This window comes from Streptomyces sp. NBC_00328 (assembly GCF_036139655.1).
In the GTDB taxonomy this organism is placed as follows: Bacteria; Actinomycetota; Actinomycetes; order Streptomycetales; family Streptomycetaceae; genus Streptomyces.
Window position 1 is genome coordinate 3741614 of sequence record NZ_CP108013.1, and the last position, 15381, is coordinate 3756994.

Consider the following 15381-nt stretch of genomic DNA (forward strand, 5'->3'; position numbering starts at 1 on the left):
GTCAGCCCCTCCCCAGGAGCAGTCGGACCTCGCCGACCGTGATGACGGATCCGGTGACCAGGACGCCCCCGCCCGCGAACTCGCCCTCTTCCTCGGCGAGCGTGATCGCGGCCTCCAGGGCGTCGTCGAGCCGCGGTTCGACCTGCACCCGGTCCTCGCCGAAGACCTCGACGGCGATCCCGGCCAGTTCGTCCGCGTCCATCGCGCGATGGCTGGAGTTCTGGGTGACGACGACCTCGGCGAAGATCGGCTCGAAGGCTTCGAGCAGCCCCCGTACGTTCTTGTCGCCGCTCGCGCCGACGACGCCGATCAGCCGGCTGAAGTCGAAGACCTCGCTCACCGCCTCGGCGGTGGCGCGGGCACCCGCGGGGTTGTGCGCGGCGTCGAGCACCACGGTGGGCGAGCGGCGCACGATCTCCAGGCGGCCCGGCGAGGTGACCGAGGCGAACGCCTTGCGCACGGTGTCGATGTCGAGCCGCTGGGCGTGCGCCGAGCCGACGCCGAAGAACGCCTCGACCGCGGCGAGCGCCACGGCCGCGTTGTGCGCCTGGTAGGCGCCGTGCAGCGGCAGGAAGACCTCTTCGTACTCGCCGCCCAGGCCGCGCAGCGTGAGCAGCTGTCCGCCGACCGCGATCTGCCGCCCCACGACACCGAATTCGAGACCCTCGCGGGCCACCGTCGCGTTGACCTCGACAGCCTTCTTCAGCAGCACCTGGGCCGCGTCGACCGGCTGCTGCGCCAGGATGACGGTGGCGTCCTGCTTGACGATGCCCGCCTTCTCGGTGGCGATCTCGCCGGGGGTCTCACCGAGCCGGTCGGTGTGGTCGAGGTCGATGGGGGTCACCACGGCGACGTCCCCGTCGATGACGTTCGTGGCGTCCCAGCTGCCGCCCATGCCGACCTCGACGACGGCGACGTCCACGGGCGCGTCGGCGAAGGCGGCGTACGCCATGCCGGTCAGCACCTCGAAGAACGACAGCCGGTACTCCTGCTGCCCGTCGACCATCTCGACGTAGGGCTTGATGTCGCTGTACGTCTCGACGAACCGCTCGGCGGGCATCGGCGCCCCGTCCAGGCTGATCCGCTCGGTGATCGACTGCACGTGGGGGCTGGTGTAGCGGCCGGTGCGCAGGTCGAAGGCGCCGAGCAGCGCCTCGATCATGCGGGCGGTGGAGGTCTTGCCGTTGGTGCCCGTGATGTGGATCGAGGGGTACGCGCGCTGCGGCTCGCCGAGGATGTCCATCAGCGCCGCGATCCTGCTGACGGAGGGCTCCAGCTTGGTCTCGCCCCAGCGGGTGGCGAGCTCGGCCTCCACCTCGCGCAGCGCCTTGTCGACCTCGGGGTCGGAAGGACGCCCGGGCACATCGGCCTGCGGACCGTCACCGCCCTGGGTGCGCAGAGTACGGCTGCCGGCCTCGATCACCGCGAGGTCGGGGTCGCGGCCGGTCTCGGCCTCGACGATCTCCTCGAAGAGACCGAGCGGATCACGCTCCGAGTCGTCGGACGCGCTGCTGTCGTGCGGGGGGAGGTCGCTCACGGGGCCAGTCTACGGAGGCGGCGGGGTGTGGGTATGTGTGGGGCCGTGTGGGGTTTTTCGCCCCCTCCGCCCCTACCCGTCCCGTACCCGGAGGCTGCCGCCCCCAGCCCCCGCTCCGGCCTACGGCCTCGTCCTCAAGCGCCGGACGGGCTGGAACTTTCCAGCGCCGTCCGGGAAAGGTTCAGCCCCTCCGGCGATTGAGGAGCGGGGGTCCGGGGGCAGCGCCCCCGGGTACGGGACGGGTAGGGGCGGAGGGGCGAAGAAGGCCTGGCCGTCACGGCGGAAGGCCCCCGGAACTGGACGGTTCCGGGGGCCTTCGTTTGCGCAGGGGTGAACGGCTACGCCTCGGGCAGGCGCTCCAGCTGCGCCTGGATACGGGCGATGTCCTCGTCCGCCTTGGCGAGCCGTCCGCGGATCTTGTCCACGACGTTGTCCGGGGCCTTGGCGAGGAACGCCTCGTTGCCGAGCTTGGCGTTGGCCTGGGCCTTCTCCTTCTCGGCGGCGGCGAGGTCCTTGGCCAGACGCTTGCGCTCCGCGGCGACGTCGATCGTGCCCGACAGGTCGAGCCCGACCGTGGCGCCCGCCACCGGCAGGGTCGCCGTGGCCGAGAAGCTCTCGCCCTCCGGCTGGAGGCGCAGGAGCTGGCGGATGGCCGCCTCGTGCGGGGCCAGCGCGGTCCCGTCGAGGCTCAGCCGGGCAGGGACCCGCTGGCCCGGCTGGAGGCCCTGGTCGGCACGGAAGCGGCGGACCTCCGTGATGACCTGCTGGAGCTTCTCGATCTCCCGCTCGGCGGCCTCGTCCCGGAAGCCACTGTCCTTCGGCCACTCCGCGATGACGACCGACTCGCCGCCCGTGAGGGTGGTCCAGAGGGTCTCCGTCACGAACGGGACGATCGGGTGGAGGAGGCGCAGGGTCACGTCCAGGACCTCGCCGAGGACCCGGCCGGAGACCTTCGCGGGCTCACCGCCCGCCATGAACGTCGTCTTGGACAGCTCGACGTACCAGTCGAAGACCTCGTCCCACGCGAAGTGGAACAGCGCGTCCGACAGCTTGGCGAACTGGAAGTCGTCGTACAGGGCGTCGACTTCGGCGACCGTGGCGTTCAGCCGGGACAGGATCCAGCGGTCGGTGGCCGACAGCTCCTCGACGGGCGGGAGGTCGCCCTCGACCGTCGCGCCGTTCATCAGCGCGAAGCGGGTGGCGTTCCAGATCTTGTTGGCGAAGTTGCGCGAGCCCTGGACCCAGTCCTCGCCGATCGGCACGTCGACACCGGGGTTGGCGCCGCGCGCGAGCGTGAACCGCAGTGCGTCACTGCCGTACTTGTCCATCCAGTCCAGCGGATTGACCGCGTTCCCGAAGGACTTGGACATCTTCTTGCCGAACTGGTCGCGGACCATGCCGTGCAGGGCGATGGTGTGGAACGGCGGGGTGCCGTCCATCGCGTACAGGCCGAACATCATCATCCGGGCGACCCAGAAGAAGAGGATGTCGTAGCCGGTGACCAGGACGGAGTTCGGGTAGAACTTCGCGAGGCTCTCGGTCTGTTCGGGCCAGCCGAGCGTGGAGAACGGCCACAGGCCGGAGGAGAACCAGGTGTCGAGGACGTCGGTGTCCTGGTGCCAGCCCTCGCCCGTCGGGGCCTCGTCGTCGGGACCGACGCAGACGATCTCGCCGTTCGGCCCGTACCAGACGGGGATCCGGTGGCCCCACCACAACTGCCGCGAGATGCACCAGTCGTGGAGGTTGTCGACCCAGTCGAAGTACCGCTTCTCCATCTCCTGCGGGTGGATCTTGACGCGGCCGTCGCGGACGGCGTCGCCCGCGGCCTTCGCGAGCGGGCCGACCTTGACCCACCACTGCATGGACAGCCGCGGCTCGATCGTGGTCTTGCAGCGCGAGCAGTGGCCGACGGAGTGGCTGTAGGGCCGCTTCTCGGCGACGATCCGGCCCTCGGCGCGCAGGGCGGCGACGATGGCGGAGCGGGCCTCGAGACGGTCCAGGCCCTGGAAGGGGCCGGGGACGGTGATGATCGCGTGCTCGTCCATGACGGCGATGTTGGGCAGGTTGTGGCGCTGCCCGATCTCGAAGTCGTTCGGGTCATGAGCGGGCGTCACCTTGACGGCGCCGGTGCCGAACTCCGGGTCGACGTGCTCGTCGGCGACGACCGGGATGGAACGGTCGGTCAGCGGCAGCCTGATGAGCTTGCCGACCAGGTGCTTGTACCGCTCGTCGCCCGGGTGGACGGCGACGGCGGTGTCACCGAGCATCGTCTCGGCACGGGTGGTGGCGACGACGATGGAGTCGTCCCCCTCCCCGTACTTCATGGAGACGAGCTCGCCCTCGTCGTCCTGGTACTCGACCTCGATGTCGGAGATGGCCGTGAGACAGCGCGGGCACCAGTTGATGATGCGCTCGGCGCGGTAGATCAGCTCGTCGTCGTAGAGCTTCTTGAAGATGGTCTGGACGGACTGGGACAGCCCCTCGTCCATCGTGAAGCGCTCACGCGACCAGGCGACACCGTCGCCGAGGCGGCGCATCTGCCCGGAGATCTGCCCGCCGGACTCGGCCTTCCACTGCCAGACGCGCTCGACGAACGCCTCCCGGCCGAGGTCGTGCCGGGACTTGCCCTCCTTGCCCAGCTCGCGCTCGACGACGTTCTGCGTGGCGATGCCGGCGTGGTCCATGCCGGGCTGCCACAGCGTCTCGAAGCCCTGCATGCGCTTGCGGCGGGTGAGGGCGTCGATGAGGGTGTGCTCGAAGGCGTGTCCGAGGTGCAGGCTGCCCGTGACGTTCGGCGGCGGAATGACCACCGTGAACGGAGGCTTGTCACTCTTCGCGTCCGCCTCGAAGTAGCCGCGCTCCACCCAGCGCTCGTACAGCGGCCGCTCTACATCGGCCGGCGCGTACTGGGTCGGCAGTTCGGTGTTGGGCTCTGATGGCTGCTGCTGAGCGTTCTCGGTCACGGGATCAGTTTAGGGGCGTCACGCCCGTGTCCCGAAACGGGATTACTTCGTAACGGTGCACCCCCTGCGGACCTGGGGGCTTGACCTGTGCGTCAGGATGTCAGGAACACATAAGGCATCTAAAGGGGAACCCAGGAATGAGCTACAACCAGCCGGGCCCGTACGGCGGGCAGCCCCAGCAGCCCGGACCCTACGGTCAGCCGGGCGGCCAGCCGGGCCCTTACGGCCAGCAGCCGCCGGCTTCCCAGCCCGGTTACGGCTACCCCCAGCAGGCTCCCCCGGCGCAGCCCGGCTACGGCTACCCGCCGCAGGCTCCCGGTGTCCCGCCGCAGACTCCCCCGTACGGCCAGCCGCCCGCCTACGGGCAGCAGCCTCCCTACGGCACGGTCCCGATGCCGCCCGAGCCGTCCGGCGGCAAGAAGAAGACGGCACTGATCATCGGCGGCGTGGCCGTGGTGGCGGCCATCGCGGTGGGCGCGTACCTCGTGCTCGGGGGCAGCAGCAGCTCCGACGTGGCCGACGACGGCCCCCACAAGCTGACGACGCCGGCGACGGTGATCGACGGCCAGTACAAGCGGATGGGCAAGGACCAGGGTCCGCAGGACCCGTCCTCCGGCGACGCGAAGGACCTGGCCGCCAGCGGCATCACCAACGCCAAGTCGGTGGGGGGCATCTACTCCACGGTCGACCTGAACAACCCGGACACCCTGAAGGACCCCACGGCCATTGCCGGGTCCAAGGCCATCACCTTCTCCGGCCTCTACGGCAAGGTGAAGGACCCCGAGGCAGCGATCGACGCCTCGCTCGCCAACATCAAGAAGGACTCCGCCAAGGACTCCGGCTCCGGCTCCAAGATCGAGTTCATCGGCGACGCCAAGTCCGTGAACCCGCCCGGCCTGGACGGCGCCATCATGAAGTGCCAGCAGGCGAAGACGCCCAACTCGGCGACGGGCAAGACGGACACCCAGTACATATGCATGTGGGCCGACTACAGCACGCTCGGCTTCGGTGCGGCGGCCAAGGGCGGCCAGGGCGTCAGCCTGGACGAGTCGGCCAAGGTCACGGCGGCACTGCGCAAGGACATCCGCGTCCCGGCGTGACCGTCCGCCCGACAGAAGACGACGAGGCGCCCGGCATTCCCGCCGGGCGCCTCTCCCTTGTGCGCTCCGAGTCCGTCAGGCCCGGACGCAGGCAGCCACGGCGTCCTCGGGCTTGACGTGGATCTGCTCCAGCCCGTTGACACAGTTCGGGTTGGCAACCTTTGTGACCTCGAAGTCCAACGCCTTGTGGCTGCAGGCCGCCTTCACCTTCGGCCCCACCAGATAGTGGTGATTGCCTATGTAGTTGACGCAAGTGGACGCGTTGGCCTGTGCGGCCGTCGCGGTCACCAGCGGAACGACACCGGCCGCACCCACCAGGCAGAGGGCTGTCACAGCACGCCTCAGCTTCATTCGCGCATCTCCCGTTTCGTCTTCATGCCACGAGGTGGTCGACCTCGCCGTAGACAAGATGATCGTCCGGCGGGGTCGGTTCCGTACGGCGTGCGACATTTCCGAGCAAGGGATGCGAACCGCGTGAACGGCACAGTCCCGACCTGATCAAACGCATCGGGGGGCGTCGGCAGATCGCCGACGCCCCCCGGAGAACGCTTGTGACTACGCCGTCTTCTGCTCCCCGGGACCACCCCGGCGGGCGTCCCTCGGGATCAGGGTCGGGTTGACGTTGCGCAGGACCACGTCGGCGGTGATGACGACGCGGGCCACGTCCTTGCGGGACGGGACCTCGTACATCACCGCCTGGAGGACTTCCTCCATGATGGCGCGCAGGCCTCGGGCGCCGGTCTGGCGCAGGATGGCCTGGTCGGCGATGGCCTCCAGGGCCTCACGCTCGAAGTCCAGCTCCACGCCGTCGAGTTCGAAGAGGCGCTGGTACTGCTTCACCAGGGCGTTGCGCGGCTCGACCAGGATCTGGAGGAGGGCCTCGCGGTCCAGGTTGTGGACCGAGGTGATGACCGGGAGACGGCCGATGAACTCGGGGATCATGCCGAACTTGACCAGGTCCTCCGGCATGACGGCCTCGAACTGGTCCTTGGACTCCAGCTCGCGCTTCGAGCGGATCGTCGCGCCGAAGCCGATGCCCTTCGCGCCGGCCCGGGACTCGATGAGCTTCTCCAGGCCCGCGAAGGCACCGCCCACGATGAACAGGACGTTCGTCGTGTCGATCTGGATGAACTCCTGGTGCGGGTGCTTGCGTCCGCCCTGCGGCGGCACCGAGGCCGTGGTGCCCTCGAGGATCTTGAGCAGGGCCTGCTGCACACCCTCACCCGACACATCGCGCGTGATCGACGGGTTTTCGCTCTTACGGGCGACCTTGTCGATCTCGTCGATGTAGATGATCCCGGTCTCGGCCTTCTTGACGTCGTAGTCGGCGGCCTGGATCAGCTTCAGCAGGATGTTCTCGACGTCCTCGCCGACGTATCCCGCCTCCGTCAGCGCCGTCGCGTCGGCGATGGCGAACGGAACGTTCAGCATGCGCGCGAGGGTCTGGGCGAGGAGTGTCTTGCCGGAGCCCGTGGGGCCCAGCAGGAGGATGTTGGACTTCGCCAACTCGATGGCGTCCTCGCGGTTCTGGCCCGTGCTGTTCTCGCCGGCCTGGACGCGCTTGTAGTGGTTGTACACCGCTACGGAGAGGGCCTTCTTGGCCGACTCCTGCCCGACCACATACCCCTCGAGGAACTCGTAGATCTCGCGGGGCTTGGGGAGTTCCTCCCAGCGCACCTCGCTCGTCTCCGCGAGTTCTTCCTCGATGATCTCGTTGCAGAGATCGATGCACTCGTCGCAGATGTACACACCGGGGCCTGCGATGAGCTTCTTGACCTGCTTCTGGCTCTTGCCGCAGAACGAGCACTTGAGCAGATCGCCGCCGTCACCGATGCGTGCCACGGTGTGCTTCCCCTTCGCCTGGGAGCCGCCTGGATCCAGCGGCTCCTGGTGCTGCCTTATGTCCGACGGTACCTTGCCGAGCCCCTCGTTCGGGCCCCCCTTGGCGCGGTTCACTTTGTCGTGAACCGCGCCAAGGAGCGGCAGACGATACAGCGATACGTCACACGACCGCGGAGTTGTTCATCTTCCGGGTGGAGATGATCTGGTCGATCAGGCCGTAGGCCAGTGCGTCCTCGGCCGTGAGGATCTTGTCGCGCTCGATGTCCTCACGGATCTTCTCGATCGGGGTCGTCGAGTGCTTGGCCAGCATGTCTTCGAGCTGACCACGCATCCGGAGGATCTCGTTCGCGGCGATCTCGAGGTCCGAGACCTGCCCGCGGCCGGTCTCGCTGTAGGGCTGGTGGATCAGCACACGGGCGTTCGGAAGCGCCATGCGCTTGCCCGGCGTACCGGCGGCCAGCAGGATCGCGGCGGCCGAGGCGGCCTGGCCCATGCAGACCGTCTGGACGTCCGGCTTCACGAACTGCATGGTGTCGTAAATGGCCGTGAGGGCCGTGAACGAGCCACCGGGGCTGTTGATGTAGACCGAGATGTCACGGTCGGGGTCCATCGACTCCAGGCACAGCAGCTGCGCCATGACGTCGTTGGCGGAGGCGTCGTCGATCTGCACGCCGAGGAAGATCACGCGCTCCTCGAACAGCTTCGCGTACGGGTCGTACTCACGCACGCCCTGCGAGGTGCGCTCGACGAAGCGCGGGATGACGTAGCGGGACTCCGCGCGAGGACCGGTGTACTCGGCCTGCGTGCGGGCGAAGAGGCCGCTGCCGGGGAAGTCGTTCACTGTGTCTCCTGAAAAGCCTGAAAGGGCTGAGCGGTCGGCTGAGGGCACGCTGGGGGCCCGGTGTCACCTGGGGGCGGAAAGGGGCCCCGCGTCGCTCTCGGGGGCGCTGGAGGGGCTTACGACGCCCCGGTGCCGCCACCGCCCGGCATACCGGCAGCGGTGGGCACGATGTCGTCGATGAGGCCGTACTCCTTGGCCTCGATCGGGTCGAACCAGCGGTCGCGGTCCGAGTCACGCGTGACCTGCTCGACGGTCTGACCGGTGTGGAACGCGGTCAGTTCCGCCATCCGCTTCTTGGTGTGCAGCAGCCGCTCGGCGTGGATCTTGATGTCCGACGCGGAGCCCGCGAGACCCGCGGAGGGCTGGTGGATCAGGATCTCGGCGTTCGGCAGGGCGAAGCGCTTGCCGGGGGTGCCCGCGCTGAGCAGGAACTGCCCCATCGAGGCCGCCATGCCCATGGCGATCGTCACCACGTCGTTCTTGATGAACTGCATGGTGTCGTAGATCGCCATGCCGGCCGTGATCGATCCGCCGGGGCTGTTGATGTAGAGGTAGATGTCCTTGTCCGGGTCGGCGGCAAGGAGCAGCAGCTGCGCCGTGATCTTGTTGGCGATGTCATCGTCGACCGCCTGGCCGAGGAAGATGATCCGCTCGCCGAGCAGTCGGTTGTAGACCTGGTCGCCGAGGCCACCACCGAAGGGTTCGCCGGCAGCTGTGGGCATCAGATTCGTCACGTATCCACCTGCTCGTCTTGCGACGGCGCCGGGCCGTCTCACGTCTTCTGCAGGGGCCTGGGACCCCGGGTTCCGCGCCGCCTCCCGACGGCGTCCGGAGACTCCCCTGCCCTCGTATTCATGGACCCTAACGCGCGGGTCCCTCCGGGGAATCCCGCAGAGGGAACTGTTCGCTGTGAGCGCATGCGCCGCGCCGGCCCGACCGGGGTCCCGGGCGCCCTCCCGCCACCGGCTCGGGGCCGTAGCGGGCACCCCCGAAAGGCCGCACCCGCCGGGGTCCCCGGGGGCCGGGACGCGGCTGTGGGGTGGTGGGGCCCACGCGGTTCCCCGCGCCCCTGGGTACCTCGACGGGGACCCGCGGAAAGAGGCCCCGGCACCTCCGGGCACGCCGACGGGGACCCGTGGGGAGGAGTTCCCGGGGCCCTGGGACGCCGACGGGCCCCCGGGGACACGAAGTCCCCGGGGGCCCGTCAACGCTTACGAGCGAGGCGATCAGGCCTCGGGCTTGTCCTCGGCCTCGGCCTCGGTGGACTCGGTGGCCTCGACGGTCTCGGCCGTCTCGTCCTCCTCGTCGTCCAGGTCGACGATCTCGCCGTTGGTGTCCTTGACCGTGGAGGCCTCGACGACGACCGCGAGGGCCTTGCCGCGGGCGACCTCGCCGACGAGCATCGGGACCTGGCCGCCCTCGACGACGGCCTGGGCGAACTGGTCGGGGGACATGCCGGAGGAGGCCGCGCGACGCATGAGGTGCTCGGTGAGCTCCTCCTGGTTGACGTTCAGCTTCTCCTTGTTGACGAGCTCGTCGAGGACGAACTGCGTCTTGATGCCCTTGACCGCGGCTTCCTTGGTCTCGGCGTCGAACTCTTCCTCGGTCTTGCCCTGGATCTCCAGGTACTTCGCGAGGTCGAGGCCCATCTGGCCGAGCTGGTGGTGCTCGAGGTTGTGCTTACGGGTGTTGATCTCGTCCTCGAGCAGCTTCTCGGGGACCGGCACCTCGACGAGCTCCAGCAGCTTCTCCAGGACGCGCTCCTGGGCCTGCGTGGCCTGGTCGAACTGCTTCATGTTCTCGAGGCGCTTGCGGCTGTCCGCCTTGAGCTCGTCGAGGGTGTCGAACTCGGAGGCGAGCTGCGCGAACTCGTCGTCCAGCTCGGGCAGCTCACGCGCGGCGACCTGGGTGACCTTGACGGTGACCTCGGCCTCCTTGCCGGCCGCGGAGCCGCCCTTGAGCTCGGAGGTGAAGGTGGCCTCGCCACCGGCCTCCAGGCCCTTCACGGCGTCGTCGATGCCCTCGAGCAGCTCGCCGGAGCCGATGGTGTACGAGACACCGTCGGCGACACCGTCCTCCAGGACCTCGCCGTCGACCTTGGCCTCGAGGTCGAGGGTGACGACGTCCTCGTCCTGGGCGGCGCGCTCGACCGGGGAGGTCGAGGCGAAGCGCTCGCGCAGTTCGGAGACGGCCTTCTCGACGTCCTCGTCGCTGACCTCGATGGCGTCGACCTCGACCTCGATGCCGGAGTAGTCCGGGATCTCGATGGTCGGGCGGACGTCGACCTCGGCGGTGAAGTTCAGCGTCTCGCCGTCCTTCAGCTCGGTGATGTCGACCTCGGGCTGGCCGAGGACATTCAGCTCAGCCTCGTTGACCGCTTCGGTGTAGAACTTCGGGAGCGCGTCGTTGACGGCCTCTTCGAGCACGGCGCCGCGACCGAACCGCTGGTCGATGATGCGCGCCGGGATCTTGCCCTTCCGGAACCCCTTCACCGTGACCTGCTGGTTGATCTTCTTGTACGCCGCGTCGAGGCTGTCCTTGAGCTCCTCGAAGGGCACCTCGACAGTGAGCCGAACCCGGGTCGGGTTCAGGGTCTCCACGGCGCTCTTCACGGTTCGGTCTCCTTGTGGCTGACTTCTTGGGGGTTCTGCTGCGTGCTGTTGCCGGCCAGGCAGAGCCCTGGGCGGATTCCGCGGCCCTTGAGAGACGCACACACTGCAGACATACGGGCACGCAGCTTGCATAGTAACCGCAGGCAGTACACGCCCCAAAAGGTGATCTTGTCCGGGCGGATCCTGCACGGGTCCTGCCGGTGGTCGGGGTGGCGGGATTTGAACCCACGGCCTTCCGCTCCCAAAGCGGACGCGCTACCAAGCTGCGCCACACCCCGTCGGTGCGACACGTAGGGTACATGCCCGCAGGCAGTGCGGCTGCCGCATTTCGCGAGCTCCGACGCGGACGGGAACGGGGTGTGCATTGCGGGCCGTCGACCCGCTACGATGCATTCCGTACCGCGGTCGCTGACCTGCGGCGCGCACTGTGCGGGCGTAGCTCAATGGTAGAGCACTAGTCTTCCAAACTAGCTACGCGGGTTCGATTCCCGTCGCCCGCTCCAAAAGACGTAAGGCCAGGCCAGAGGACGAATCCTCCGCCTGGCCTTTGTCGTGTCCGGGGGCTCCGATCAGTCCTCCGTGCCCGCCGCGTGCCCGTTGGGCTTCAGGTCTTTCTTCTTGCTTCGGCGCGCCCCCCGTTTGCGCCCCTTTTTCACCAGACCGCTCACCGCGTCGGCGATCAGCCGATCACGGTCCGCACTGGCGTGCTGATAGATCAGCGCGGCGCGGGCGGTGCTGTGACCCATGCGAGCCATCAGCTCCCGCGTGCTCGCGCCCGTGGACGCGGCGAGGGTGTTGCCCGTGTGCCGAAGATCATGGAAGTGCATGCCGTTGATACCGGCATCCGCGCAGGCCCGGCGCCACAGCAGGTTGAAATGGTTGCGACGCGGGGTGGCCCCCTTGGCTCCGATGAAGACGCGCCCGTCGGCCCCCGGCTCCGCGTAGCGTTCCAAGTGATCACGGATGTCGGCGACGATCGCGGACGGGATCGCCACCGTGCGCTTGCCCGCGGCACTCTTCGGCGCCTTGATCTCCTGCCGCCCGTTGAACAACTCGGCGACGGCGCGACGGACCCGCACCGAGCCGTGCTCCAGGTCGATGTCCCGGCGGTGCAGACCGACCAGCTCGCCCCATCGCAGACCGAGGAAGCCGGCCATCAGCACCAGCGTCCGATAACGCGGCTGGATGGCATCGGCCAGGTCATAGACCTCCCGCACCGTGGCGGTCGGGCGCTCCGGCGTGTGCACCGTGCTCGCACCCTTGATCGTGCACGGATTGCGCCGAATCATCTGATCGGCCACAGCGGTGCCCATCATCGCGCGCAGCAGGGCGTACGCCTTGGCGACCGTGGTCGGACCGGTGCCCGCGGCAAGCTTGTCGGCCCGCCAGCGCCGAACGAGCGGCGGCGAGATCTCCGCCACGGTGACGGCGCCGAAGCCCGGCTCCAGGTGATGCCGCAGAAGCGAGCCGTAGAGCTGCCGGGTAGTGGCGGTCAGCTCACGCTCCCGAATCCAGGCAGCGGCGTACGAGCCGAACGGCACCTTCCCGGCCTCCGGATCGTGCCAGTCACCCCGGCGCATCTCGGTCTGCTTGTCAGCCAGCCAGGCATCCGCGTCCCTCTTGGTCCGGAACGTCTCCGGAGCCGGCCGATCCTGACCGTCAGGCCCCAGGTAGCGAGCCTGGTAGCGACCGGACGGGAGCTTACGGACGCGGCCGAACTGCCGTTTCCCCGCCATCAGGCAGCCACCGCCCGGAGAGCAGAGCCACGCCGCCGAGGCTCCACCGTGTTGGCGGCGATGAACTCGCGTACGGCGCTCTCGGGGATGCGGACGTGCCGGCCCACCTTCACGTAGGTGATGCGGCGCTCCTCGATCAGACGCCGCGGGAAGCGCACGGTCGTGCCCAGCACCTCGGCCACCTGATCAACGCTGAGGTATCGCTCATCCATGGTCGAACTCCCCTTCCTGGTGCAGGTCTGCGAGGGCTTCACGTGCGGTTTCTCGGTTGAGCTGGATGTCCCGGCGGATGTTGGCGGCGAGCCAGGATTCGCCGAGGGTGTAGCCGTGGCCGGCGTAGGTCCAGTGGGAGAGCACGAGAGTGGTGGCCTCCGGGTTGTCGTCGGGGTCGGGCAGGCCGAGCGCGGCACGTTGCTGTGCGGCGCGATAGTCGGCTCTCACCTGGCGGAGCGCACCGAGAGTGGTCGAGTAGCGGCGGGACTTGGTGGAGAAGTGGCCGCGGAAGCCGAGCATGTGGGCCCAGTCGCGGAGCTTTCGGTCTGGGTAGAGCGGGTGCAGGTCGAGGCAGGCCTCGATGAGCCGGCGGGGGTGGTCGGGCACGTCGAGGAGGATCAGGGCTTCTTTGTTGCCGATCCGGCGGTCGACGGCGCCCGTGCTCTCGGCTGCTTTCGTGGCGTACTTGGCGACGTAGGAGGCCACGGCCTGCTCGGTGATCTCTTCACCGTCGCCGAAGGCACTGATCGGCTGGATGTCGAGCTGTGTCCCCCAGCGCAGCGTCCTTGCCGGCTCGTCACCCGCGGGCGGCACGTCGACGGCGACGCGGGCAGCCGCTGCACCGATCGCGTCGGTGAGCAGGCCGAGCGTGGCCCAGTGCGGGGGCGGGGTGTCGGGTCCCTCGGGCCCGTCGAAACGGATCACCGCATGGAAGTGGCCCGCGCCACGCTTCTGGTACTCGGCGACCTTGCCGAAGGAGACGCGGGACTGTTCGCGAGCGTCCTTCTGCGTGAGCCCAGCCCACTTTGCGATCTCCCGGCGGAGGTATATCAAGTGCCCGCGCGAGCGCGGGCTGGCCCTTAGGCCTTGGCCCCTCTGCGCCTTCGGCGCCGGGGCCAAGGCCTGGGCCGCAGCGAGTGCGGGCCAGGAGTCGAGAACGGTAAACACGCCGATGGGCCGGTCGGCTCCGAGACTTTAGGCAGCCACCATGGGGCGAGCCTCGAAGATCATGGCCCCAACGTCGTGCTTTAACGGGCAGGTCCACAGACTGCCCGACTCGCGATGAGCTTACGGGGCCATGATCACTCGCCCCATGGCAGCTCCCGCCCAAAGTCTCGGAGCCAACCTCTCGCCGTTGTCAGCCCTCGGCAGGCGAGATGCTGGACGGTCTCCGAGCCGTGCCACTCTCGTGCCAGAACGGACAGAAACTCACGGGGAACTGGGGTCCGCAGGGGTGAGCGAGGTGGGGCTGGCCGTCAGATGCTGTGATTGCCGGTTGCGAGTTCGGGTTGTGGGCTTTGCCGCAGGAGGCGGTCGCCGATGGCGTGGACGACGGCGAGGCCGATGACGAGGATGGCGACGCCGGCGAGGATTTCGAAGCCCCGGTGTTCGGCCTCAACGGCGACCTGGCCGGGGGAAGCGAGGGCGAGGACGAGGGCGAAGGTGTAGAGGCCGTACATCAGCCAGTACGTGGCGGCTTGGGTGAGAGCGGCGATGAACGCAGCGGTGGCGATAGCCGAGGTGACCCAGACGGACGGGGCGAGGATCGCCACGGGCAGGGCGGCGGCGATACCGACTGCGGTGCCGATGGCCTTGCCCCGGATCCGGTCGCGTTTTCCTGTGACGATGTACAGCGCGAGGATGATGATCGGCTCCGGCACCCAGTAGGGCTCGGTCCACCCGAGTGCGACCCCGAGTGCGGCCCCGGCACCGAGGGCGACGCCGAACACGAGCGCCACCACGGCGGCCACCCCGGCGGGCAGGCGGTCGCCTTCGACGACGGGGGCGATGCCGAAGCGGTGGGCGATCACGATGCCGTAGCCCACACCGAGGGCGGCCATGATGCCGGAGATCAGCGCGTCGGTTCCGGACGGCGTCGGTGCCGCGAACGTGGCAGCGAAGGCGAGCGTCAGCAGCGGCGGGAACCAGCCGAAGCCGATCCCCGCCCCCACGACGGCACCGGTCACCGCGAGGAGCGCCACCCACCACCAGCCGTAGGCGGTGAACGCGCCCAGGCCGACCGCGACCCCCACCGCGGGGGCGAGGTACAGCATGCGACGGGTTCCGCCCAGCTTCGCCCCGACAACGCCGAGGAGCAGTCCGAGGAACACAGCCCGGGCACCCAGTTGCCCGGCAACGATCCCGGCCACCGCGACCGGCAGCACGATCGCCACCACGACAGCGCCAAGAATGTGCAGCCACCTGCGGGCGCCCGACTGCTTGGCCGGGCCCGCTGCCGCGTCCGGCTTACCGCCGTTCGGAACGTCCCCGTGCTCAGCCTCGCCCACCGCACGACCCTTCTCGCGTCCGGGGCCGGGGCCGGTTCACTCGCCTGCCCGGCTCTTCGGTCACCCTACGCAACCGGGCATCCCAGGCCGACGAACGCCGCTGATGCATTCGGGTGCTGGCAGGTCGCGTGCGGCGCGGTCGCAGGTCGGCCGCACTCACAAACGCGATCTTCCAAACTGGTTGCTGTACAGCAGCGAAGTACAGCAACCAGCATGACCGCAGCCGACCGCCACCAGCGCTTGGCGACC

The 15381-nt window shown here is 68.8% G+C and carries 11 protein-coding genes, 2 tRNA genes and 1 pseudogene; 2 read left to right on the plus strand and 12 right to left on the minus strand.

The features are described from left to right. Position 1 precedes the first annotated feature (1 nt). Together folC and OG485_RS16390 are read right to left on the minus strand one after the other, a co-directional pair. On the minus strand, positions 2-1537 hold the full coding sequence (gene folC / locus OG485_RS16385; protein ID WP_328669109.1) for a bifunctional tetrahydrofolate synthase/dihydrofolate synthase: 1536 nt from the start codon (positions 1535-1537) through the stop codon (positions 2-4). A 338-nt stretch (positions 1538-1875) separates the two neighbouring features. Then, on the minus strand, positions 1876-4500 hold the full coding sequence (locus OG485_RS16390; RefSeq protein WP_328669110.1) for a valine--tRNA ligase: 2625 nt from the start codon (positions 4498-4500) through the stop codon (positions 1876-1878). Between the two features lie 137 nt (positions 4501-4637). Between OG485_RS16390 and OG485_RS16395 the strand changes: the two genes are divergently transcribed. After that, positions 4638-5600, plus strand: coding sequence for a hypothetical protein (locus tag OG485_RS16395; protein WP_328669111.1), 963 nt, complete (start codon positions 4638-4640; stop codon positions 5598-5600). A 75-nt stretch (positions 5601-5675) separates the two neighbouring features. Here OG485_RS16395 and OG485_RS16400 read toward each other — a convergent pair whose 3' ends face one another. The 6 genes from OG485_RS16400 to OG485_RS16425 all read right to left on the minus strand — a co-directional run bounded on the left by OG485_RS16400 (position 5676) and on the right by OG485_RS16425 (position 11173). Next, positions 5676-5951: a hypothetical protein gene (locus OG485_RS16400; RefSeq protein ID WP_328669112.1), complete on the minus strand. Its 276-nt coding sequence runs from the start codon at positions 5949-5951 to the stop codon at positions 5676-5678. A 204-nt stretch (positions 5952-6155) separates the two neighbouring features. Next, entirely contained in the window at positions 6156-7442 is a 1287-nt protein-coding gene (clpX, locus tag OG485_RS16405; RefSeq protein ID WP_151471405.1) for an ATP-dependent Clp protease ATP-binding subunit ClpX, read from the minus strand. Positions 7443-7602: 160 nt separating this feature from the next. Next, complete coding sequence (locus tag OG485_RS16410) at positions 7603-8283, minus strand: ATP-dependent Clp protease proteolytic subunit (protein ID WP_328452471.1); 681 nt, start codon at positions 8281-8283, stop codon at positions 7603-7605. A 116-nt stretch (positions 8284-8399) separates the two neighbouring features. Then, positions 8400-9005, minus strand: coding sequence for an ATP-dependent Clp protease proteolytic subunit (locus OG485_RS16415; protein WP_328674493.1), 606 nt, complete (start codon positions 9003-9005; stop codon positions 8400-8402). Positions 9006-9509: 504 nt separating this feature from the next. Beyond that, positions 9510-10895: a trigger factor gene (gene tig, locus OG485_RS16420; protein WP_328669113.1), complete on the minus strand. Its 1386-nt coding sequence runs from the start codon at positions 10893-10895 to the stop codon at positions 9510-9512. Positions 10896-11096: 201 nt separating this feature from the next. Then, positions 11097-11173, minus strand: a tRNA-Pro gene (locus OG485_RS16425). Positions 11174-11324: 151 nt separating this feature from the next. Here OG485_RS16425 and OG485_RS16430 point away from each other — a divergent pair. Further along, a tRNA-Gly gene (locus OG485_RS16430) sits at positions 11325-11398 on the plus strand. Positions 11399-11464: 66 nt separating this feature from the next. On the opposite strand, the gene OG485_RS16435 is transcribed toward OG485_RS16430, so the two are convergent. The 4 genes and pseudogenes from OG485_RS16435 to OG485_RS16450 form a co-directional block, all read right to left on the minus strand. After that, complete coding sequence (locus tag OG485_RS16435; protein ID WP_328669114.1) at positions 11465-12475, minus strand: tyrosine-type recombinase/integrase; 1011 nt, start codon at positions 12473-12475, stop codon at positions 11465-11467. A 155-nt stretch (positions 12476-12630) separates the two neighbouring features. Next, positions 12631-12843 (minus strand): excisionase family DNA-binding protein, encoded by a 213-nt coding sequence (locus OG485_RS16440; protein WP_328669115.1) that lies wholly within the window; start codon positions 12841-12843, stop codon positions 12631-12633. After that, positions 12836-13681 (minus strand): annotated as a pseudogene (locus OG485_RS16445) (replication initiator); the annotation flags it as partial. The pseudogene OG485_RS16445 and the gene OG485_RS16440, both read right to left, overlap by 8 nt. A 419-nt stretch (positions 13682-14100) precedes the next feature. Then, positions 14101-15132 carry an FUSC family protein gene (locus OG485_RS16450; protein ID WP_328669116.1) on the minus strand — a complete coding sequence of 344 codons (1032 nt, stop codon included), beginning with the start codon at positions 15130-15132 and terminating at the stop codon, positions 14101-14103. Between the last annotated feature and the right edge of the window lie 249 nt (positions 15133-15381).